At 64.3% G+C, this 20,156-nt stretch carries 24 protein-coding genes and 2 tRNA genes; 16 read left to right on the top strand and 10 right to left on the bottom strand.

What is annotated here, in order from left to right:
* Positions 1 to 2 precede the first annotated feature (2 nt).
* The 3 genes from CB0205_RS0105170 to der are packed head-to-tail and all read right to left on the bottom strand — an operon-like array spanning position 3 to position 2,591.
* The gene (locus CB0205_RS0105170) at positions 3 to 269 is read right to left on the bottom strand and encodes a PipX family protein (protein ID WP_010315131.1); all 267 of its coding nucleotides are present in this window, start codon (positions 267 to 269) and stop codon (positions 3 to 5) included.
* A 24-nt stretch (positions 270 to 293) separates the two neighbouring features.
* Positions 294 to 1,202, bottom strand: a complete 909-nt coding sequence (locus CB0205_RS0105165) for a CbiQ family ECF transporter T component (RefSeq protein ID WP_010315129.1) — start codon at positions 1,200 to 1,202, stop codon at positions 294 to 296.
* Between the two features lie 24 nt (positions 1,203 to 1,226).
* The gene (gene der / locus CB0205_RS0105160; RefSeq protein ID WP_010315124.1) at positions 1,227 to 2,591 is read right to left on the bottom strand and encodes a ribosome biogenesis GTPase Der; all 1,365 of its coding nucleotides are present in this window, start codon (positions 2,589 to 2,591) and stop codon (positions 1,227 to 1,229) included.
* Positions 2,592 to 2,731: 140 nt separating this feature from the next.
* Between der and CB0205_RS0105155 the strand changes: the two genes are divergently transcribed.
* Entirely contained in the window at positions 2,732 to 3,115 is a 384-nt protein-coding gene (locus tag CB0205_RS0105155; protein WP_010315122.1) for a L,D-transpeptidase, read from the top strand.
* Positions 3,116 to 3,230: 115 nt separating this feature from the next.
* Here CB0205_RS0105155 and CB0205_RS0105145 read toward each other — a convergent pair whose 3' ends face one another.
* Positions 3,231 to 3,686, bottom strand: coding sequence for a DUF1823 family protein (locus tag CB0205_RS0105145; protein WP_029626125.1), 456 nt, complete (start codon positions 3,684 to 3,686; stop codon positions 3,231 to 3,233).
* Between the two features lie 28 nt (positions 3,687 to 3,714).
* On the opposite strand from CB0205_RS0105145, the gene dusB reads away from it, so the two are divergent.
* A complete protein-coding gene (dusB, locus tag CB0205_RS0105140; protein WP_029626124.1) occupies positions 3,715 to 4,722 on the top strand; it encodes a tRNA dihydrouridine synthase DusB in 1,008 nt (335 codons plus the stop codon).
* Here the strand turns inward: dusB and CB0205_RS0105135 are convergent.
* Positions 4,719 to 5,360, bottom strand: coding sequence for a DUF4079 domain-containing protein (locus CB0205_RS0105135; RefSeq protein ID WP_010315114.1), 642 nt, complete (start codon positions 5,358 to 5,360; stop codon positions 4,719 to 4,721). The genes dusB and CB0205_RS0105135 overlap by 4 nt on opposite strands.
* Positions 5,361 to 5,373: 13 nt before the next feature.
* A complete protein-coding gene (locus CB0205_RS0105130) occupies positions 5,374 to 6,168 on the bottom strand; it encodes an SAM-dependent methyltransferase (protein WP_010315113.1) in 795 nt (264 codons plus the stop codon).
* Positions 6,169 to 6,223: 55 nt separating this feature from the next.
* Here CB0205_RS0105130 and CB0205_RS0105120 point away from each other — a divergent pair, with 55 nt between their 5' ends.
* A complete protein-coding gene (locus CB0205_RS0105120; RefSeq protein ID WP_010315110.1) occupies positions 6,224 to 6,763 on the top strand; it encodes an acireductone dioxygenase in 540 nt (179 codons plus the stop codon).
* Here the strand turns inward: CB0205_RS0105120 and CB0205_RS0105115 are convergent.
* Together CB0205_RS0105115 and aroQ are read right to left on the bottom strand one after the other, a co-directional pair.
* A complete protein-coding gene (locus tag CB0205_RS0105115) occupies positions 6,760 to 7,392 on the bottom strand; it encodes a tRNA-(ms[2]io[6]A)-hydroxylase (RefSeq protein ID WP_010315107.1) in 633 nt (210 codons plus the stop codon). The two genes, CB0205_RS0105120 and CB0205_RS0105115, sit on opposite strands and share 4 nt — an antisense overlap.
* A complete protein-coding gene (aroQ, locus tag CB0205_RS0105110; protein WP_010315105.1) occupies positions 7,389 to 7,829 on the bottom strand; it encodes a type II 3-dehydroquinate dehydratase in 441 nt (146 codons plus the stop codon). Before aroQ ends, CB0205_RS0105115 begins: the two co-directional genes overlap by 4 nt.
* Before the next feature lie 91 nt (positions 7,830 to 7,920).
* Here aroQ and CB0205_RS0105105 point away from each other — a divergent pair.
* From CB0205_RS0105105 to CB0205_RS0105070, 8 genes are all read left to right on the top strand, one after another.
* Positions 7,921 to 8,002: transfer RNA gene (locus CB0205_RS0105105), tRNA-Tyr, on the top strand.
* 10 nt (positions 8,003 to 8,012) lie between these two features.
* Positions 8,013 to 8,084: transfer RNA gene (locus tag CB0205_RS0105100), tRNA-Thr, on the top strand.
* A gap of 247 nt (positions 8,085 to 8,331) precedes the next feature.
* Complete coding sequence (locus CB0205_RS0105095) at positions 8,332 to 8,889, top strand: response regulator transcription factor (RefSeq protein WP_232197245.1); 558 nt, start codon at positions 8,332 to 8,334, stop codon at positions 8,887 to 8,889.
* Complete coding sequence (locus tag CB0205_RS0105090) at positions 8,890 to 10,956, top strand: sensor histidine kinase (protein ID WP_010315101.1); 2,067 nt, start codon at positions 8,890 to 8,892, stop codon at positions 10,954 to 10,956.
* A 49-nt stretch (positions 10,957 to 11,005) separates the two neighbouring features.
* Entirely contained in the window at positions 11,006 to 11,545 is a 540-nt protein-coding gene (locus CB0205_RS0105085) for a hypothetical protein (protein ID WP_010315099.1), read from the top strand.
* Positions 11,546 to 11,575: 30 nt separating this feature from the next.
* On the top strand, positions 11,576 to 11,827 hold the full coding sequence (locus CB0205_RS14275) for a hypothetical protein (RefSeq protein WP_010315097.1): 252 nt from the start codon (positions 11,576 to 11,578) through the stop codon (positions 11,825 to 11,827).
* An 84-nt stretch (positions 11,828 to 11,911) separates the two neighbouring features.
* Entirely contained in the window at positions 11,912 to 13,261 is a 1,350-nt protein-coding gene (locus CB0205_RS0105075; protein ID WP_043705497.1) for an aldehyde dehydrogenase family protein, read from the top strand.
* A gap of 85 nt (positions 13,262 to 13,346) precedes the next feature.
* The gene (locus tag CB0205_RS0105070) at positions 13,347 to 14,459 is read left to right on the top strand and encodes a LysM peptidoglycan-binding domain-containing protein (RefSeq protein WP_010315093.1); all 1,113 of its coding nucleotides are present in this window, start codon (positions 13,347 to 13,349) and stop codon (positions 14,457 to 14,459) included.
* Here CB0205_RS0105070 and CB0205_RS0105065 read toward each other — a convergent pair whose 3' ends face one another.
* Positions 14,460 to 15,944 (bottom strand): ATP-dependent DNA helicase RecQ, encoded by a 1,485-nt coding sequence (locus CB0205_RS0105065; protein ID WP_010315091.1) that lies wholly within the window; start codon positions 15,942 to 15,944, stop codon positions 14,460 to 14,462.
* A gap of 10 nt (positions 15,945 to 15,954) precedes the next feature.
* Entirely contained in the window at positions 15,955 to 16,998 is a 1,044-nt protein-coding gene (locus tag CB0205_RS0105060) for a hypothetical protein (RefSeq protein ID WP_010315089.1), read from the bottom strand.
* A gap of 110 nt (positions 16,999 to 17,108) precedes the next feature.
* On the opposite strand from CB0205_RS0105060, the gene CB0205_RS0105055 reads away from it, so the two are divergent.
* The 5 genes from CB0205_RS0105055 (at position 17,109) to CB0205_RS0105035 (ending at position 20,068) form a co-directional block, all read left to right on the top strand.
* Positions 17,109 to 17,318 (top strand): photosystem I reaction center subunit IV, encoded by a 210-nt coding sequence (locus CB0205_RS0105055; protein WP_010315087.1) that lies wholly within the window; start codon positions 17,109 to 17,111, stop codon positions 17,316 to 17,318.
* Between the two features lie 108 nt (positions 17,319 to 17,426).
* Entirely contained in the window at positions 17,427 to 18,284 is an 858-nt protein-coding gene (locus CB0205_RS0105050; protein WP_029626123.1) for a DNA-formamidopyrimidine glycosylase, read from the top strand.
* Between the two features lie 13 nt (positions 18,285 to 18,297).
* Positions 18,298 to 18,936 (top strand): methylthioribulose 1-phosphate dehydratase, encoded by a 639-nt coding sequence (gene mtnB / locus CB0205_RS0105045; RefSeq protein ID WP_010315085.1) that lies wholly within the window; start codon positions 18,298 to 18,300, stop codon positions 18,934 to 18,936.
* A gap of 3 nt (positions 18,937 to 18,939) precedes the next feature.
* On the top strand, positions 18,940 to 19,683 hold the full coding sequence (gene mtnC, locus CB0205_RS0105040) for an acireductone synthase (protein WP_010315083.1): 744 nt from the start codon (positions 18,940 to 18,942) through the stop codon (positions 19,681 to 19,683).
* The gene (locus tag CB0205_RS0105035; protein ID WP_010315081.1) at positions 19,673 to 20,068 is read left to right on the top strand and encodes a nuclear transport factor 2 family protein; all 396 of its coding nucleotides are present in this window, start codon (positions 19,673 to 19,675) and stop codon (positions 20,066 to 20,068) included. Before mtnC ends, CB0205_RS0105035 begins: the two co-directional genes overlap by 11 nt.
* Positions 20,069 to 20,156: the final 88 nt, after the last annotated feature.

Genomic DNA, 20,156 nt, shown 5'->3' with positions numbered 1-20,156 from the left:
GGCTAGATGAAGGTCTTGTCGAACAATTGTCGCCAGCTGGCATGCACCTCGGGACCTTCTCGGCGGGCGCGATTGAGATTTTGCTCGGCCAGATGGCGGGCATCCATCAAGGGGATCACCTCAAATTCGACGCTGCGGCCCTGCACCGTGACCAGAAAAAACATCCTCTGGGCGTAGAGGGTGGCGTAGACCTCCCGGCCATCGCCCGTCTCGGCGACGCGATAGAGCAAGCCAAAGGTGGGGTGATTGAGATAGCGCTCGTTGCTCACACGCCAAGGTCGGCCAACCGTCTATCAAAGCGCACCGAAGCGCCAGCGCAGCACCAGAACAGCAAGCAAGCCCATCCAGCCGAAGGCCTGAAGCACGGGGGCACGAAGCCTGGAGCGCAGGAGTTGTGAGGGGGCCATCCACTGACCGCCCCGGGCCAACAGGGCCTCCGCCCCCTGCTCCGCCCTCAACAAAACGTTGGCCAGCAACCGCTCCCCCAAGGCCAGGACCAGGCCGACTGACGCCTGAAAGCCCAAGCGCCGCAGGTTGACCGAACGGGTGGCGAGGGAGCGCAGGAGGTTCTGGAACTCCTCTTGAACCAGCGGCAGAAAACGCAGAGCCAATAGCAAGGTGAAGCCCAGCCGCTCCACGGGAACCCCCAGGCGACCCAGGGGAGCGATGCACCAACTCAGGCCCCAGACCAACTCCTCCGGTGGGGTGGTCAGCAGCAGCAGGTTGGCGCTGTGAATCACCGTGAACAGGAGCGTGGCGCTGTTGATCCCCAACTCCGCCGAGCGACGGGTCACCACCAACGGACCGAGCGGCAGGGGGCCCAGTTGCACCGGACCCAGCCGCAGCAACTCCCAACGCAGTCCCTGCTGATCGGAGCCCAACTCCAATTCCTGGGGAGGACGATTCAAGGAGGCAGGCGCCAGGGATCCCGTCGGCAGGGTCGTCGCCAGGGCACCCACCAACACCGAGAGGACAAGAAGCAAGGGAAGGGTGCGGCGCCAGAGGCGCCAGGGCAGCCCACTGCAGGCGGTGAACAGCAGCAACAGGCCCACCAGGGCCAGCCGCCACCAGGGTCCAGCCAGGATCGGCGTCAGCAGAAACGCCACCGTCCAGGCCAGCTTCAGGCGGGCATCGAGAAGCCGCAGCCAGCTGCTGGTTCCATCGACGTACTGGCCGATGGGGATCTGCCGCAACCAATCCATCAGGGCTGAAGCCGGCTCAGGCCCTCAGCGTCCCCTGGCCTGCTGCCGCGCCAGATCCCGCTCCGCATCGCGCTGCTGCTTACCGCGCCAGAACAACTTGAGCGGCGACCCCTCAAAGCCCAGACCCTCACGGATTTGTCGTTCGACGTAGCGACGGTAGGTGTCCCCAAACAACTTCGGGTCGTTGACGAACAGGGTGAAGCTTGGGGGGCGAACGGCCACCTGGGTGCCGTAGTAAATCCGGCCCTGACGTCCGCCGCGGCTGGTGGGCGGAGAGCGCCAACTGACCGCTTCTCGGAGCACCTCATTGACGACCGAGGTGCTGACGCGGCGGCGATGCTGCTCCACAGCAACGGCAGCGATCGCAAAGATGCTTTCCACCCGCTGACCGGTCAGCGCCGAGGTGAAGAGCATCGGAGCCCAGTCCAGGAAATAGAGCTTGGCCCGCAGCTCTTTTTCCATGGCCGGCATGGTGTGGCTGTCTTTTTCGATCGCATCCCACTTGTTGACCACCACCACACAGGCGCGCCCCTCTTCTTCAATGCGGCCCGCAAGGCGTTGATCCTGCTCGGTGACGCCATCGAGGGCATCGATCACCAGCACACAGACATCGGAGCGCTCGATCGCCTTGAAGCTGCGGTTGATGCCGAAATACTCCGGCCCGTAGTTCACCGAACGACGGCGGCGAATACCGGCGGTATCCAGCAATTTCCAGGGCTTCCCTTCCCGCTCGATCGAGGTGTCGATCGTGTCGCGGGTGGTGCCGCGAATCGGACTGACAATGGCCCGCTTCTCGCCGCAAACCGCATTCAGCAGGCTGGACTTGCCGACATTGGGACGGCCCACGATGGCCATCTGGATGGGCTCCTCCCCCTCCAACTCCTCGGCGGCCGGCAGATGGTCCACCATCCGATCGAGCAGATCGCCGGTCCCAGCGCCGTGAATGGCGGAGATCGGGAAGGGCTCACCGAGTCCCAGGCTCCAGAACTCGGCGGCCATGGCGAGGCCCGCCTCAGGGGACTCACATTTGTTGACCGCCAGAAGCACCGGAACGTTGTGCCCCCGCAGCCACTCGGCGATGGACTCATCTGCAGCCGTCAGCCCCTGCTGTCCATCGGCGATGACAACCGCAACTGAAGCCTCGGAGAGGGCGAGGTTCGCTTGCTCACGAATTTCCGGCAGGAATTCGCTGTCGTCGTCAAAGACCAGACCGCCGGTGTCGACCACCTTGAAATGGCGATCCCGCCAATAGCCCTGCTGATAGGTGCGATCACGGGTCACACCGGGTTCGTCGTGAACGATGGCCTCGCGACTACGGCAGAGGCGGTTCACAAGGGTGGATTTGCCCACGTTGGGGCGGCCAATAATGGCAACGACGGGCAACGCCAAAGAGTTATCGCAACAACTGCCGTAATCCGACCCTACAGGCCGGCAGAAGCGAAAATCTTTCCGCCAGTCTCAAAACGAGACCAGGCGAGTCTCGCTAGAGGAGGGGTGTTCTGTCCCCCGCCCGACGGCGGTCTCCCGCGATGGTGGAACTGATTGCCTCGATCGTGGTCGATCTCTCCGACCAGAAGCTCTACGTCTACAACCAACAGCAAGAGCTCGTTCGCACGGTGCTGGTCAGCACTGGCAAAGGCTCCACTCCCACACCGATGGGTGTTGGCCAGGTCTACGACAAGTACCGGAGCGTGACCATGCGCGGCCGGGGCTATGTCGCGCCCAACGTGCCCTGGGCGATGTGCATCACCCAGAACGGAATGATCTGCATGCACGGAGCCCCCTGGCAGGAGCAGGCCAATGAGGCCTTTGGCGTGCCCCGGAGCCACGGCTGCATTCGGATCCCCAGCCCCCATGCCCGCTGGCTGTTTGAGAACACACCCAAGGGAACACCCGTCAGCATCCAGGCCTGAGCCATGCGGGGAGGGCCTTCAAGCCAGATCCTGCAGCTCCTGAGCCTGGAGCTGTTGATCGTGGGCCTGTGGGTCCTTGCCCTCCCTGCCCATCAGGCCCCCGCGAGCCCGGGGATCAGCCAATCGGCAGGTCGCCTGGATGGCCCTGGACCGGATCAGCGGGTTGCTCCAACAACGGAGGCATCGGACCGTTAGCGGGCAAGGGTTCGCCCCGCTCCGCCAGGTGGGCCAGCAGCCAGTTCACCGCGGTGGCCCGGCGGGTGCGGCGTGGATAGAGGCCGCCAATCCGGTAGCCGCCAAAGCCCAGCTGCTCCTTGAGCAGCTGCTTGTAGGGCTTGGGAACCGACCGGGTCAGAGCCACGCTGGCTGGACGCTGGGCAATGAACTGGGGCTCGATTGGAAAGGACTCCCGCCAACTGGCCTCCGTCGCCGGGCCGGCGCTCCAAACCCCCTCGCCGTTCTGCTCGTATCCCAAGCGCGGCCAGATCAACTCACACACAAAACGATCGTTGGTGCGGTCCTCCAGCACCGCTTCCAGCAGCTCCCTGCTGAGGGGGTAAGGAATGGGCATCGACCTGGAGTCCGAGAATCGGATCACCATGATCACGCCCGCCCTCACCACCGAAGCGATTCAGCTGTCCGGCCAGGGCACACCGCGCCTGCTGCGCTGCCGCGCCCTGCAGTCGCCCTTGGCGGGTGTGAGCGATCGCATCTTCCGCGGGCTGGTGCGGCGCTGGGCGCCCGATGCCCTGCTGTTCACCGAGATGGTCAACGCCACCAGCCTGGAGCTGGGCCATGGCCTGCAAAAGGTCGAGGAGCTAGCCCTCGAGCAGGGGCCCATCGGCGTTCAGCTCTTTGATCACCGGCCCCAGTCGATGGCCGATGCGGCCCGCAGGGCGGAGGCCGCCGGGGCCTTCCTGATCGACATCAACATGGGCTGCCCGGTCAAAAAGATCGCCAAAAAAGGGGGCGGCAGTGGCCTGATCCGCGAACCCGATCTGGCCAGCCGCATCGTGGAGACGGTCTCTGCGGCCGTCTCGATCCCAATCACCGTGAAGACCCGGCTGGGCTGGTGCGGCAGTGACCTCGACCCGGTGGCCTGGTGCCGTCAACTGGAGAGCGCTGGGGCCCAGCTGCTCACCCTCCATGGCCGCACCCGGGAACAGGGATTCAAAGGAAGCGCCGATTGGCAGGCCATTGCCGCGTTCAAACGCGCCCTGGCCATCCCTGTGATTGCCAACGGCGACATCAACTCCGCCGCCGATGCCCTGCGCTGCCTGGAGCAAACCGGCGCCGATGGGGTGATGGTGGGGCGGGGAAGCATGGGGGCCCCCTGGCTCGTCGGCCAAATCGATGCGGCCCTCAGCGGCCGGCCGATCCCAGAGTCCCCCTCAGCGCTTGAGCGGGTGCTGCTCGCCAAGGAACAACTCCAGGCCCTGGTGGCCGCCAAGGGCGACCACGGACTCCTGATCGCCCGCAAACACATGGGCTGGACCTGCAATGGGTTCACGGGCGCCCCGCAACTGCGGCACGCCCTGATGCGGGCGCCAACGCCCGCCGAAGCCATCGCACTGCTGGATCAAACCGCCGCGGCCCTCGCCAGCTAGTAAGCGCCGATCTGCAGCAGGTCCCGGGTGCCGCTGACCCCCTGCACGGCAAACAACAGGAGGATCAGCACATTGGCGCTGATGTGCAGCTGCCGCAGCCGAGGGTTGCGCTTGATCTCCGGCCGCGCCGAGAGCGTGAACAGCATCAGACCGCTCAGCAGAACGCCAGCCCAGTAGTGGGAGCTCCAGAACCCCGCGCCGAATGGATTGTCGGAGAGACGCCAGATCTCAGCCTGACTGCCCAGGCCCAGGACTCCGGCCCAGCAGAGCAGCGCAAAACTCGCCCGCCAGATCGCCCGGTGCACCCGCAGCAGAGCCGCCAGGGCCACCAGGGTCCCGGCCGACACCAGCAGCAGGAGCCCGTAGCGGCTAGCACCGCCGCTGAAGTCCGCACCGGCCTCCAGATAGGCCTTGCTGAACGAATAGACGATGGCAATCAGCACCGCCACGACCACCCCAACCGTCAGCCAGAGGCCATGGTCGGCGTGCTCCTGCGGCACCGGTTCGGGCTGCTTGGTGATGCCCAGGCGCTTCTCGCGCACCAGCAGGCCCAGACGAACCGTCGCCCCCATCAGGGGATAGACGAACAGGATCACCAGCACCGGATGGAGCAGGGCAAACCAGTCAATGGCGCTCATGGCAACAGCTCCTCTAGGGCAGAACCTTGGGCCAACCCTGACGGATCAGCAACAGTGAAAAGTAGGGCTGCTCGTCCGCCGGGATCGAATCGGCCGGGGCCAAGAGCTGATCGGGCCAGCCCACCCGCTGGGCGAACAGGCTGCTGCCGAGCAGACCACGACGCTCCAGGAGCGGTTGCACCCAGCGCCAGCGGCGGCCCAATTTGAGCAGGGCCAACACCACCTCTTGATGGCGCGCCCAATCCAAGAGAGCCTCCAGGGACTCTGGATCCTCGGGCGTGGGGCGAATCATCAGACCCTCCTGCTGCAGGGCCAGGGGCCAGGGGAAGCCTTGGGCCGAAGCGGCCGCCGCAGCCGCCGCGGCCGCCGTAATCCCAGGAATCACAGCCACAGGCACCCCTGGATGGCGATCGGCCAAGGCCAGCAGGGCATAGGAGCAGCTGGCATAGAGCGAGGCATCCCCCTCACACAGCAACACCACCGCCTGGCCCTGCTCCACGGCCAGAGCCAGGGCATCGGCGGCCTCTCGCCAGGCCTGTTGGCGCGGCACCGCCTCCGCCACCATCGGGAACAGCAAGGGCAGCCGCCGTTGCGCAGCCGAGATCCAGGGCGCCGCGATCTGGGCCGCCATGCCCTCGGCGTCGGGTCTTGCCACGGGATAGGCCACCACGGCCGCCGAGGCGATGGCCTGGATCGCCGCCACGGTCAGCAACTGGGGATCGCCCGGACCCACACCCACCAGGGTGACCCCAGGCTTGGCCGCCGTGGCAGCGTCTGCCAAGACGCGCAGGATCGCGCTGGAGGACATCGAAGGGGGCTCAACCGGCCCCTTTCTAGGGTGATGGGATTCAGCGGGCTGGGCGATGAGCGACCTGCAGGTCTTCGGCGAGGCCGAGCAAAAAGCCAAGCTGACGACGAACGATCCGGCGGTCATTACCGCTGAACTGGCTGAGCGGGGCATCGGCTTCGAGCGCTGGCCGGCCCGTGAGGCGCTCCCGGCGGGTGCGGGTCCCGAGGACGTTCTCAAGGCCTATGCCCGGGAGATCCAAGCGGTCCAAGCCCGGGGCAGCTACCCGACAGTCGATGCGATTCGGATGACCCCGGACCATCCCGAGCGCGCCGCCCTGCGCCAGAAGTTCCTCGCCGAACACACCCACGCCGAAGACGAGGTGCGTTTTTTTGTTGAAGGGCGAGGGCTCTTCTGCCTGCACATCGGCGAGGAGGTGCTGCAGGTGCTCTGCGAAGCCGATGACTGGATCAGCGTGCCCGCCGGCACCAAGCACTGGTTTGACATGGGGGCAGAGCCCTGCTTCTGCGCCATTCGCTTCTTTGAAAACCCCGAGGGCTGGGTGGCGCAGTTCAGCGGCGACCCGATCGCCGATCGCTTCCCCCGTCTGAACTAAGCCTGGATGCCCACCGAGTGCATCCGAACCAACTCCGGACGCTCCAAGCTGCCGCTGAGGGCCTGGGCCTCGAACTGAGCGAGCTCCCGCACGCGCTCCACTGTGACCTCCCGGCCAAAGCGCTGCTCACACAGCACCCAATAGAGCCCGAAGTGGCGGGCTTCACTGGCCAGGAGCTCGCCATAGAGGGCTTGCAACTCGGCATCCGGGCTCTGGACCGCCAAGAGGGCCATGCGCTCATGGCTGCGGGCCTCGATTAAGCCCGCCACTAAAAAGGTGTCCAGCATCCGCTGGGGTTCCGCCTTGCGGACCTGGGCCATCAGGCTGGAGCCATAGGCCGGAGCCGGCAGCTGCTTCAAGGGAATACCGCGGCGCTGCAGCAGGGCCAGAACCTGCTCAAAGTGCTCCAGTTCTTCGCGGGCCAGGGCGCTGAGCTGCGCGCCCAAGGACTCATCGGAGGGATAGCGGAACATCAACTGCAGGGCGACCCCCGCCGCCTTGCGTTCGCAATGGGCGTGGTCAATCAGCACCAGATCAGCGCGGGCCACGGCCTGCTCAAGCCAGGCCTGGGAGCTGGGGGCCGCCAGCCACTTCACCCGCGCCGCCTGGGTCTCCAAGAGCACGGTCATGGCTGCGTCCGCAACTTGGCCACCAAGCCCTGGAGCGCCAGGGAATAGCTGGCCGGCCCAAAGCCGCTGATGACCCCTAGCGCCTTGTCGGCCAGATAGGACTGATGCCGAAAGGCCTCGCGGGCATGCACGTTGCTCAGGTGCAGCTCCACATAGGGAATGGCCACCCCCAGCAGGGCATCCCGCAGGGCTATCGAGGTATGGGTGAGCGCTCCGGCGTTGATCAAAATGCCGTCCACCTGGCTGCGGGCCTGATGGATCCGATCGACGAGGGCTCCCTCGTGGTTGCTCTGAAAGCAACTGAGCTGGACGCCAAGCGACTCCGCTTCTGCGCCCAGCCGCTGCTCGATGGCATCGAGGGTGTCGGCGCCGTAGAGCCCCGGCTCACGCTGTCCCAACAGATTGAGGTTGGGGCCGTTCAGCAACAGCAGATGCATCGGTGCCGGCCAGGGTCAAGGTCCACTGCGGCGATCGTAGGGAGAGTGCCTAGTGGGGCCCACCGGCTGGTAAGTTCTTGGGGTGTGGTTCGGGTCGGTGCCCGAGTGGTTAATGGGGGCGGACTGTAAATCCGCTGGCTCTGCCTACGTTGGTTCAAATCCAACCCGGCCCACCTTCCACATGCCCTTGTAGCTCAGCGGTAGAGCACTCCCTTGGTAAGGGAGAGGTCACGAGTTCAAGTCTCGTCAAGGGCTTCCAAAAATCACCGACAAGTCAAGCGGCACCAGACTTGTCACCCCACCGGCTCTCAAGCCGGTTTTTTATTGCAATGACCCGCACGCGGACCAGATCAGGGACGCCAGTGATACACATTTCAGCCGATACCTTGATGAAGAACCACAAGATTGGCGAACGGCTTGAACGTGCTGGTTGGTAATTTTCAACCACGAATCCTCGGCCTTCTTGAGCGGAACACCCCCACAATCACTGCGTTGCTTGATCGTGGAAGACCAGCTGATGTTTCTTCAGCTGCTGTGCTCGCTACTGGAAGCCATGGCCGGCATTGAAGTGATCGGCTCAGCGACCAGCTGCCAAGAAGCCCAGGAGCTCTGCGAGCTGGATGCACCCGACCTGCTGGTGCTCGATCTGGCCCTGCCGGATGGCGAGGGATTGGACGTTGCCCGGGCCCTGCATCGGCGGTCGCCAGAGTCCAAGGTTGTGGTGCTCTCCGGCCAGGCCTCCAGCTTTGTCTGTCCGCCTGAGCTCCTGAGCCAAATCTGCGGCGTTGTGGACAAGACAGCCGCCTTCCAGCAACTGCATCAGGTTCTCGGGCAACTGGTGCCGCAACCCATCACAACGCTGACACCGCGCCAGCAGGAGATCTATGCCCTGATTGGCCGAGGTCTCAGCAATAAGGAGATCTCGAAAGAGACCGCCCTATCGATCGCCACGGTGGAAACCCACCGCAAAGCCATCGGCCAGAAATTGGGACTCTCTGGCGCCGAACTGGTGCACCAAGCCTCGCGGCTCGCCCCCCTCACCATTGCCCAAGACACCTAGATGGCTCCACGTCACTTGCTGAGCACCCCCAGGAAACTGGCCAATCGGCTGGCCCTGCTGAGCGCGCTTCAGCTCGTGCTCGTCGGAGGCAGCCTCAGCGTGCTGAGTTTCGCCATCGGCCGACGCAGCGGCCTGGAGATCAGCGAGACCTACCGCCAAAACGCGTCGGTGGTGGAACTCTCGACGCGTCTCTCCCGGAAGCTCAGCTACCCCCGCTGGATCAACACCCTCAACCTCGCCTGGCTGGAGCAAAACCCAGGACGTGTTTCGGAGTATGCGGCGATGGCCGAGCGCTTCTGGAACCAGATGCGTGCCTTCCCCGTGGATTACATCAACTACGGCGGAGCCGACGGCCGTTTTATCGGCATGGAGCGCAGCGATGACGGAGAGCTGCTGCTCAACGAAGACACCAGTCGCAGCGGCCGGGGCTCGATGGCTGTCTATGCGATGAAGCAGGGACAACGCGGTGAGCTGCTGGAGCGCATTCCAGGCATGACCGAAACCCACGAGGAAGCCTGGTACACCGACACGGCCAAAGCAGGCAAACCCCTCTGGAGTTCGATTTACGCCTGGGAAGACCAGCCCGAGATTTTCTCGATCTCCTACAACGCGCCCCTCTTTGGAGCCAACCGCAACCTGCTTGGGGTGGTGGGGGTTGACATTGTTCTCTCCCAACTGAGCACCTGGCTCGAGCAGGTCTGGAAGGGCCGCGATGGTTTGGCCTTGATCGTGGAGCCCGACGGCACCCTGGTGGCGAGCTCAAGACCCAGCCAAACCCTCAGCCGCAGTAAGGGCCAAGTGGAGCGCTCCCGATTGGCCGCGCTGAGCGACCCGATGGCGCAAGCCCTCCATCAACGGCTCAAGGGGGGAGCCAACGGCAAACCCGAGCGTGCCCAAATCGATGGCCATCCCTATTCCCTGGTGGCCACGCCCTGGGGCACCGATGAAGGACTGAATTGGATCCTGCTGACCAGCCTCACGGTGGAGCCCGGCACGGCCGCTGCTGACCGGGACGCCCTAATCGCCTTGCTGGCCTCAGCCGGAGCCTTGGCCGGAGCGGCAGCCCTGACCAACAGACAGATCCGCAGCCTGCTCTATCCCTTACGCCAGCTCGAGAGCACCTCCGAGCAACTCAGCCAGAAGCTCAGTCAAGCCACATCACAACTGCAGCCGGAGAGTTTGCAGTTCCACAGCGGCGTGACCGAGCAGTCCGGAGAAGAACTGGTCTCTCTGGATGGAGCCCTACGGCAACTGGTGGATGGCTACAACCGCCTCACCAGCGAGCTGAGGGAACGGGAAGCCAGCCTGGCGGAAGCGCGAGAGAAAGAGCGCTACCGCGATGCCCAAACCCTGGCACTGCTGAAAGACAAGTTGCGCAGCAGCCTGCAGGCTGCTGCCGTGGCCCACGAAATCAATCAACCGCTCAGCGTCTTGCTGCTCAACAGTCAGCTGCTGATCAAGCAAACGGAGAACGTCGACCTCAGCGCGCTCCCCAGCGGCTGGAAGCAACAGGTGGAGGGCATTCGCCACGAAGCCGATCGCGTCGTGCTCACGATCGAGAAGATGCGTGCCCTGCTGAGGAACGTCCAAACAGAGCATCAGCGCCTGAACCTGCGGGAGATCAGCCAGAGCGCTCTGCTCTACGCCCGCTCGGGGGGCAGCACGGCCCGCGTGGCCATCGACAGCATGGCCCTGGAACGCGAGGACGCCCCCGCCTGGATTGAAGGCGATGCGGTGCAGATCCAAATCGCGATCGTCAACCTGCTGCGCAACGCCGCCGAAGCCCTGATCGACGCCCAGACCGCCAAGCCCTGGATCGGCATCAGCATCGAGGCCCAGGGGGATCAGTGGTGCCTGGACGTCGCCGACAACGGACCGGGCCTGCCGCAAAGCCTGCTCGATCAACTCCCCCTGCAAACCAGCAAAGCCAGCGGCAGTGGCCTGGGGCTGTTTGTGGTGCAAACCACCATGGAGAACCACAGCGGCCAGCTGGACATTGCCACCAGCCCCCAAGGAGGCGCCTTGCTGCGGCTGCGCTTCCCTGCCCTACCCAGTTCTGGGGATTGATCAGACCTATAGGGGTCATGCACGGTGTGCATACCTCGGGGTCAAGGCCTTGGCGGACCTACTGCTGGAAGGGATCCCGGTGCTGGATCTGCTGGAGATCACCAGCAGCACGACCGCCGTGGCCCAGCGAATCCAGCGCGACCAGAGCTCGGTCTCTCGGATCTACCGCCATGTCAGCCAAGTCCTGAATCTGGACTTCCAAAAACGGAGCAACGGCCTCTATCAAGCCCAAGCCAATCAGCCCTTGCTGGCGAGCCTGCGGTTGGCCTCACAGCAGATGCGTCTGGCTCTGATGCCGAGCCAACTGCGCTGGCTCCACAGCCTCGATGAGCCATTGCTGCTGGGTGACCTCGGCCTGAGTCTTCCCCCAGCGCTTCCCCTGGCGGGCAGCCGGCAGCCCGAGCGCTTGGCCGCACTGCTGGAGGGGCGACTCCTGGATCTTGTTCTGCTTAGTGAGCCCCCTCTTCTCCCAGCCACAAGTGCCCTGATCAGCCGGCCGGTGGCGGAGCAAAGGATCTACGCACTGCTTCGCCAGGACCTCATCCAAACCCCTGCCATTCAGCAGGTGCTGGATCTCCAGAGCCCATGAAATGCTGAACAAGACCGGGGAGCTCTTGGGATGCTGAAGTCGATCGCACTGCGCCGGGTCTTGATCTATTTCGGGCTGAGCAGCGCGGGCGTTGCGGCGGTCAGCCAACTGGAATTGGATCAACGCAGCGCGGGCGTGATCTATGTGCCGATGTTCATCGGCATCTATGTCCTCTCCCGCTGGATTGAATCCAAGCTCTCGGCCACCCCTCCCTCCGTGAGCCCCGAGGCGGACTCCGAACTCCCCAGCAAGGGCTTCATGGCGAAGTCACCCAAGCCCTAACCACGGGATTTCCGCCGCTGTCCATAGGGTGTCCCAAGCCCTGCCCGTCTATCTGTGCTCCAGCTGACGACCCCCATCGCTGCGATGCGTCAGCTGGTTGTGGGTGGAACCACTCGCCCGCTGCAGTGGCGCCTCGAGCAACTGGATCGACTCGATGCCGCCCTGAGCGCCCACAGCGACGCCGTCCTGGAGGCCCTGGCCAAGGACCTGGGGAAGCCTGATGTCGAGGCCTACTTCGAGGTCGTCGCCGTTCGCCAGGAGATCAGCCTCTGCCGCCGGCAGCTACGCCGCTGGATCGCCCCCAAGAAGGTCAGCGTTCCCCTGAGCCAGCGGCCAGGTCGCGCGGAAGTCATCGCTGAACCCCTGGGCTGCGTCCTGATCATTGGCCCCTGGAATTACCCGTTCCACCTGGCGATTCAGCCCCTGGTAAGTGCCCTGGCGGCCGGGAACACCGCCATCCTCAAACCCTCGGAGCACGCACCGGCAACGGCTCAGTTGATCAGCAGCCTGATCGGGGAGGCCTTCCCACCCGAGATCGTCCAGGTGGTCCAAGGGGATGGGAGCACCGCCCAGGCCCTGCTCGCTGAGCGGTTTGATCACATCTTTTTCACCGGCGGTGAGCGCATCGGGAAGCTGGTCATGGCCGCTGCAGCCCAGCACCTCACCCCCGTCACCCTGGAGCTTGGGGGCAAGAGTCCGGCGGTGGTCCTCAGGGATGCAGACCTCGAGGTCACCAGCCGCCGGTTGGTCTGGGGCAAGTGCCTGAACGCCGGGCAAACCTGCATCGCGCCGGACTACCTGCTGGTGGAGCGCAGCGCCCGGACGTCACTCATTCAATCCCTGGGCGAGCGCCTCACGGCTTGCTTTGGCGAGGAGCCTCTGGACTCCAGCGACCTGGCCTCGATCGTCAACGAGACGCAATACGAGCGGCTCAGTGCACTGCTGGAGCAGGCCCGAGAGCGCGGCCAGATCCTGCTGGGCGGGACCTGCGACCCGGAACGCCGGCGGATCGCACCGACCGTGATCCAGGTGAACGATCGCGAGGACCCGTTGATGCAGGAGGAGCTCTTCGGTCCCCTGCTGCCAATGCTCGAGGTGGATGGATTGGAGCAAGCGATCGAGTGGATCAACCAACGCCCCAAACCCCTCGCTCTCTATCTATTCAGCAGCTCCCAGGCGAACCAAGAGACGGTGCTCAACAACACCAGCTCCGGTGGTGTCTGCTTCAACGATGTGGTAATGCAGGTCGGGGTTCCCGAACTCCCCTTCGGCGGCGTCGGTGCCAGCGGCATGGGGGCCTATCACGGCAAGGCTGGCTTCGACACCTTTTCCCACCAGCGCAGCGTTCTGCGCCGTCCCTTTGCCCTGGATCTGCCCTTCCGTTATCCCCCCTACGCCGGACGACTCCCCCTGATGCGACGGCTCCTGGGCTGAAGCCATTTCCATGCCTTATGGGAGGGGGACTGGCGCCCGCCTCCAGGCCCCGTATGGTGCGCCCAGTCGACCGTTGTTAAACCCAATGCGCCGCCGCTCTGCCGCCGCTTTAGCCCTGGCCCTTCTGCTTCCCCTTCCGGGGTTGGCCGGCGAGGTGGTGGTCAAGCGCGGTGAGACCCTCTCCGAAATCGCCGATCGCTACGGGACCACGGTCAATCGGCTGATGGAGATGAACGGCCTGCGCAATGCCAACGACCTCTGGGCCGGCAGCCGCATCAAGGTACCGGGCAACGTCTACAGCGGTGGGGGATCGGGCAACTACACGGTCAAAGCGGGCGAGACCCTCTCTGAAATTGCCGATCGCTACGGCACCAGCGTCAACCGCCTGGTCCAGCTCAATGGCCTGCGGGATGCCAACGACCTCTGGGCTGGCAGCCGTATCCAGGTGCCTGGCGCCAGCGCTCGCCCGCAGGTGGCCGTGAACAAAAACGCCAAGACCCACCGGGTGCAACCCGGCGAGAGCCTCTCCTCCATCGCCGATCGCTACGGCGTCTCGATGCAGCGCCTGATCGCCATCAACGGCATCAGCAACCCCAACCAGGTCATGGCCGGCAGCACCCTGACCCTGCGCGCCGCCAGCAAGCCCAAACCCAAGCCCAAGCCCGCTGCTCCTGTTGCCGCCAAGCCGAAACCAAAGCCCGCAGCAGTGGTGGCCGCCAAACCAGTGAAGAAGGCTGAGCCCGTTGCGGCCAAGCCTGAACCCGCCAAGACCGAAGTCGCCAAAGCTGAACCGGTGAAGGTCAAGCCCTCGGTGGCCACCACCGTTGCAGCAACAACCGTGGTGACACAACCCGAGAAGAAGGCTGAGCCCGTCAAGGCTGAAGCCGCCAAACCAGCGGTTGCCAAGGCCGAGGTCAACAAAACCCAGGCATCGAGCACAACCGCCGCGGGCAGCACGCCGGACTGGCGCAGCTATGGCCCCCTGCAGGTGGATTGGGCCAATTGGCAGGCCATGGGCGGCAGCTACGTGGCCCCAAGCCTCAACAGCGAAGGGCAGCCCCTCTACCTGGCCATCAACTGCAACGCCAAGCGCCTGAATGCCACCGGTCAGTCGGGAGCCTGGAAGACCTGGGATGCCCCCCAGAGCGACTTTGAGCAGCGGCTGATCACCGATCTCTGCAAGGCCAAGCCCGGCTGATCAGGCCGCCAGCTTCAGGGTCCAGGGCTGGCGCAGGAAGCGGCGGCCCGCAGGCCTGAGCCAGAGGCGCTGACTACCGTCATCGCTTTCGCTGATCAGGTCCTCCTGCACCAGGCGCCGCGCTAACCAGCGCCACTGATCGACCTCATCCCCTTCGGCCTTTGCCAGGTCCTCGCCGAGGCTGCGCAGGTCCACACCGCTGCGTTGGTCCAGTTGCTCCAGGACCTGGGAGGCCATCTCAGACCAATCCCGCACCCGCGGGGCCTGACTGCATCGATCGCAGCGACCGCAGGGGGGAACCAGCTCCCCCACCGAGAGCAGCAGGGCCTGCTCACGGCAGCCCGCCCCCTCGGCAACCGCCTCCATCCGCCGGAGCTTCTGCTGAGAGAGCTCTGCGCGGGTGCGGTCCTGCGGATCCCCGGATTCCTCGGCCGAGGAGCGAATGGCCCAGGCCAGGCTGGAGCGGTCCTCGGGGTCAAAGAGCACGATGCAGCGTGCGGGCAGGCCATCACGGCCGGCGCGACCGGACTCCTGGAGGTACCCCTCGGTGCTGGCCGGAAGATCCAGGTGCAGCACCAAGCCGACATCCGGCCGATCGACACCCATGCCAAAGGCCACGGTGGCCACCAGGACGGGCATCTCGTGCTCCTGGAAATGGGTCAAGGCCAGGGCACGACTCTCTGGATCCATCCCGGCGTGATAGGCGATCGCCTCGACTCCGCTGTCGCTAAGGCGCTTGGCCCAGCTCTCCACAGAGCGCCGGGTTCGGGCATAGATCAGGACCGCTCCGCGCGCCTCCTCCAGCGCCTTGAGGACCTCCGGCAGGGGGTCCGCCGGACGACGGCGCATCACATAAGACAGGTTGTCGCGCCGGGCTGAGCGCACCTGAATCAGGGGACGCCGGAGCTCCAGCAGGCGAATCAGATCGGCGCGGACCCGGGGGGCTGCGGTGGCACTGAGGGCCACCACCGGCACCCCAGGGCAGAGCCGGCGCAACTGACCCAGGCGGCGGTAGTCCGGGCGGAAGTCATGGCCCCAGGCACTGATGCAGTGGGCCTCATCAATGGCCAGCCCGACGAGTTTCCCCTCCTCGTGAATCTCCTCCAGCAAGCGCCGGGTGGCCTCCACCTGGAGCCGTTCGGGCGCCAGATAAAGCAAGCGCAGGCGATTGCTGCGCACCCGCTGCAGCAGGTCTCGCCGGCGCATGGGATCCAGACCGCGGTGCAGGCAGGCCGCTGGAATACCCCTTCGCTGCAGGTGTTGCACCTGGTCCTCCATCAACGCCACCAGGGGCGAGATGACCAGCACAAGACCCTCCCGGACCAAGGCTGGAAGTTGATAGCAGAGGGATTTCCCCGCACCGGTGGGGAGCACCGCCAGGCAGTCCTGGCCGGAGAGCATCGCCTCAATCACCGGGCGCTGGCCAGGGCGAAAGGCAGACCAGCCGAAGTGCTCCTGGAGGGCGGAGTCGAGGGAATCGCTCATCAGGCGGATCTCAGCCGGCCTGTGCCAGCACCGCGATCGCCGGAGCCTCAAGCTGATCCGGGGATTCTTCTACCAACTGCAAGCGCACGCGCTTACCGCCGGCAAGTTCCCCGAGGGAGACGCGCATGGTGTTGCCGCTGAGGGTTTGCAGGGCGGTCAGCAGCTCCCGCAGGTGGGGAGTGCTGCTGCCGCTCTCGACCCAGAGGCGCTCCTGAAGACCGTTAAGGCGGCGCCAGCTGGTGTGGAGCTTGAGGACAGCCGATTCCAGGGCCTGGGCTTGCCCAACGGCATCGGAGAGCAGTCCCAGGGCATCGAGACGCAGGGCCTCCTGCATCGCCTTATCGAGATCCAGCTCCCCCTGCTGGAAGGCCCGAACAGCCAGGCCGGCTTCTGAGGCTTTGCTCAGCCAACGGGCGGTGCTGGTGACGTCCTTGACCCGCTCGAGCTCGGGCTCTTCACGCAGAACCTTGCGGAGATCCTCCTGCTGGTCGTCGGGCAGTTTGGCCAGCTCCTTCACCAGAGGGGCAACGGCCTTGGGAGGAAGCAGATTGTTCGCCGTACGTTCCCGAATCTCCTCCGGCAGGAGCGGGCTGGTGGCTGCCGTGAACTCGTCAGTGAGTTGACGCACCTGTTTACGGGTGATCTGCTGGCCGTCATTGGCGGCCTCACCGATCATCAACTGCACCTCTGGATCGGACTGGGCCGTCTCCATGAAGGCCCGCTTGGAGAAGTTGTTGACGCTGGTCTCCTCCAGGACCCCCTCCCCGAGCATGTGGTCGGCGGATTCAGCCAGCTGAATCAGGGCGTAGGCACGGGTTTTGCTGATTTCCTGTTCCCGCAACCACTGCAGGAAGCCGCCCCCGCGGGTATCGCCGCCACGGCGCTCCCGGTCCCGGACGCTGCGCAGGATCCGGCCCCGCCAGATTTCGGTCTGCAGGTCAAAGCGATCACAAATGGCCCAGGCCTCCTCAATGCGGGCCAGGAACTCCATCGAGCTGATGCTGTCGCTTTCGGGATCAGGCAAGTCGAGGCTGAAGGAGGGGGCCTCGGCCATGGGGAAACGCTCAGTGGAGGTCGATGGTGCCACGTTTCGTGACGGGCTGGCTTTGGGGACTCCCGCTACGGGTAAATTCCCAATGACAGCCACCCCTTTACAGCGCAGCGATGGCCATCTCCCGCGGTGACAAGGTGCGCATCAAGCGTCCTGAGTCCTACTGGTTCAACGATGTGGGCACCGTTGCCTCCATCGACACCTCCGGCATCCGTTACCCCGTCGTGGTGCGCTTCGAGAAGGTGAACTACAACGGCGTCAGCGGCTCCGAAGGCGGCATCAACACCAACAACTTCGCCGAGAGCGAACTCGAGAAGGCCTGATCCAGGCGCTCAAGATCTCGCAGTGATCCCCGGCCTGGGTTCAGGTCGGGGATTTTTGCTGTCTGGTCTGCGTGGCAATCTGTGGCCACCAACGGTCAGGGATCACGGGTGCCAGAGCTCCCCGAAGTGGAAACGGTGCGCCGCGGACTCGAACGCCAGACCCGTGGCTTCACGATTGAGCGGGTCGAGGTGCTGCGGGCCCGGGCCATTGCCGCTCCACCGGTCCCCGCGCAGTTCTGCTCCGCCCTGCAGGGATGCAGCGTCGATCAATGGATGAGACGCGGCAAATATCTGATGGCCAGCCTGAAGCGATCTGAAGAGGACGCCGGTCACTGGGGGGTGCATCTGCGGATGACCGGTCAGTTCCTCTGGATGGAGACCGCCAAGGAACCCTGCAGCCACACACGTGTGAGGTTCTGGAATCCCGAGGGCCAAGAGCTGCGCTTTGTGGATCTGCGCAGCTTCGGTGAGATGTGGTGGGTCCCGCCCGGCAAACCGCTGGAATCGGTGATGACGGGGCTGAAACGCCTTGGCCCAGAACCCTTCAGCGCGGCCTTCACGCCCCAGTACATGCGGCAGAAACTCAAAGGGTCATCGCGGGCCATCAAAACGGCCCTGCTCGATCAGGCCCTGGTGGCCGGGGTGGGGAATATCTACGCGGATGAGTCGCTGTTCATGAGCGGCATCGCGCCGGAGGAGCGTGCCGGATCGCTCAAGCTCAAGCAGTTGGAGCGGCTGCACAGCGCCTTGGTGGAGGTGCTGACCACCAGCATTGGGGCAGGCGGCACCACCTTCAGTGATTTCCGTGACCTGAGCGGAACCAATGGGAACTACGGCAATGCCGCCTGGGTCTACCGCCGCACCGGCGAGCCCTGTCGGGTCTGCGGCACACCGATCCGTCGTGACAAGTTGGGGGGCCGCAGCAGCCACTGGTGCCCCTCCTGCCAGGGTGGAAGAACCCCCTGAGCGGGACGCGACGATGCCCGATGCCAACACCACAGCTCTCGCCAAGGCCCTGTGCGGAGCAATGGCGGAGATCCATCGGCGGGGCTGGTGCGACGGGACGGGCGGCAATTTCAGCTGTCTGCTGGATGGGGACCCCATTCGCCTGCTGATGGCTCCAAGCGGAGTGCACAAGGGGGCGGTTGCTCCGATCGATCTGATTCAGGTGAATCGGGAAGGGCATGTGGTCCTGGGCCATGGCAAAGCCAGCGCCGAGACGGCCCTGCACCTGGAGATCGTGAAAACCTGCGGAGCCGGCGCAGTGCTGCACACCCATTCGCAGGCCGGAACGCTCCTCTCCCAATGGGCCCTGAAGAGCAAGCAGGGCAAGCTCGAGCTGAGCGGCCTGGAGATGCTCAAGGGGCTGGATGGCATCAACACCCACGACTGCTCCGTGGAGATCCCTGTCCTGGCTAACAATCAGAACCTCGCTGAATTGTCAGCGCAGGCCAGACCGCTGCTGAGCAACGCACCCCAGGGACTACTGATTGCCGGCCATGGGCTCTATGCCTGGGGACGCAGCCTGGGCAGTGCGATGCGTCACCTGGAGATCCTGGAGTTTCTACTGGAGCAGCGCTGGAGGCAACTTCTGCTTGAGGCGATCCTGGCCAAATAAACCATGACCACTACCCACATCCTTCTCGATATCGAAGGGACGACCTGTCCCGTGAGCTTTGTCGCCGAGGTCCTGTTTCCCTATGCCAGTTCCTCGCTCCAGCGTTATCTCGAAGAACACCAGGACGAAGCTGAGATCAAAAGCCTGCTTCAGGGCGTAGAGATGGCATGGAAAGAGGATGTCCACCCCGAGGCCATCGCCCTTCTCGAAGAACAAGGACAAGACTCTCCGATCGGAATCAAGGCGGTTGCGCAATACCTCAAGCAACTGATTGCAAGGGACATCAAGCTGACCGAACTCAAGGATCTCCAGGGAAGGATCTGGCTTTCGGGCTATGCGTCAGGCGCACTGGTTGCACCGCTATTCCCTGATGTTCCTGAGGCACTGGAACGGTGGAATGAGGATGGATTCACCCTGGCGGTGTATTCCTCTGGCTCCGTTCCTGCACAACAACTCCTCTATGGCCATTGCCAGGCAGGAGACCTCAGGCCTCTGTTCCAGCACTGGTTTGACACCAAAACGGGAATCAAACAAGCGAAGGAGAGCTATCTGACGATTGCCCAATCCATGGGGACCGCCCCGTCAAACGTCCTGTTCATCAGCGATGCACTGCAAGAACTCGAGGCAGCGGATGCAGCGGGAATGAAGACACTCTTCAGCGATCGAGAAGGCAACCCCGCGCGTGATGCCGGACGCTTTGCGAGGATTAGCGATTACAGCAGACTGAATCCTGCCGATGGCTTTTAGCGAGCGCGATCAAGAGATCCTCAGACTCAATCAAGCCATGCTCAATAGCGTGGCATCAGGTGATTGGCAGGCCTACTCGGCCGTCTGCGCCGACGACGTCAGCTGCTTTGAAGCCGAAAGCGAAGGACACTTGGTGGAAGGCCTACCGTTCCATCGCTACTACTTCGAACTGCCCGGCGATTCCACGCAGGCCCCCACAGCCGTGAACGTGACGATGGCGCGCCCGCATCTGCGCTGGCTGAGCGATGAATCTGTCGTGGTGAGCTACACCCGCCTGACGCAGAAACTCGTCAATGGTGATCCGATCACCGCCCGCTGCTGTGAAACCCGAATCTGGCAAAAGCTCAGCGGCAGCTGGAAACAAGTGCACGTGCACCGCTCCTGATTGATTAAATCGGAGTCTGATCCAGGTGTAACTTGAACGCCAAGGCGGCCAGTGAGTGATCCCCGGCCGCCTTGGTTTCCTAGCAAAA

The organism is Synechococcus sp. CB0205 (genome assembly GCF_000179255.1).
Lineage (GTDB): Bacteria > Cyanobacteriota > Cyanobacteriia > PCC-6307 > Cyanobiaceae > Vulcanococcus.
The sequence above is the reverse complement of the archived record's forward strand: the minus strand, read 5'-3'. Positions and strand labels throughout refer to the sequence as shown.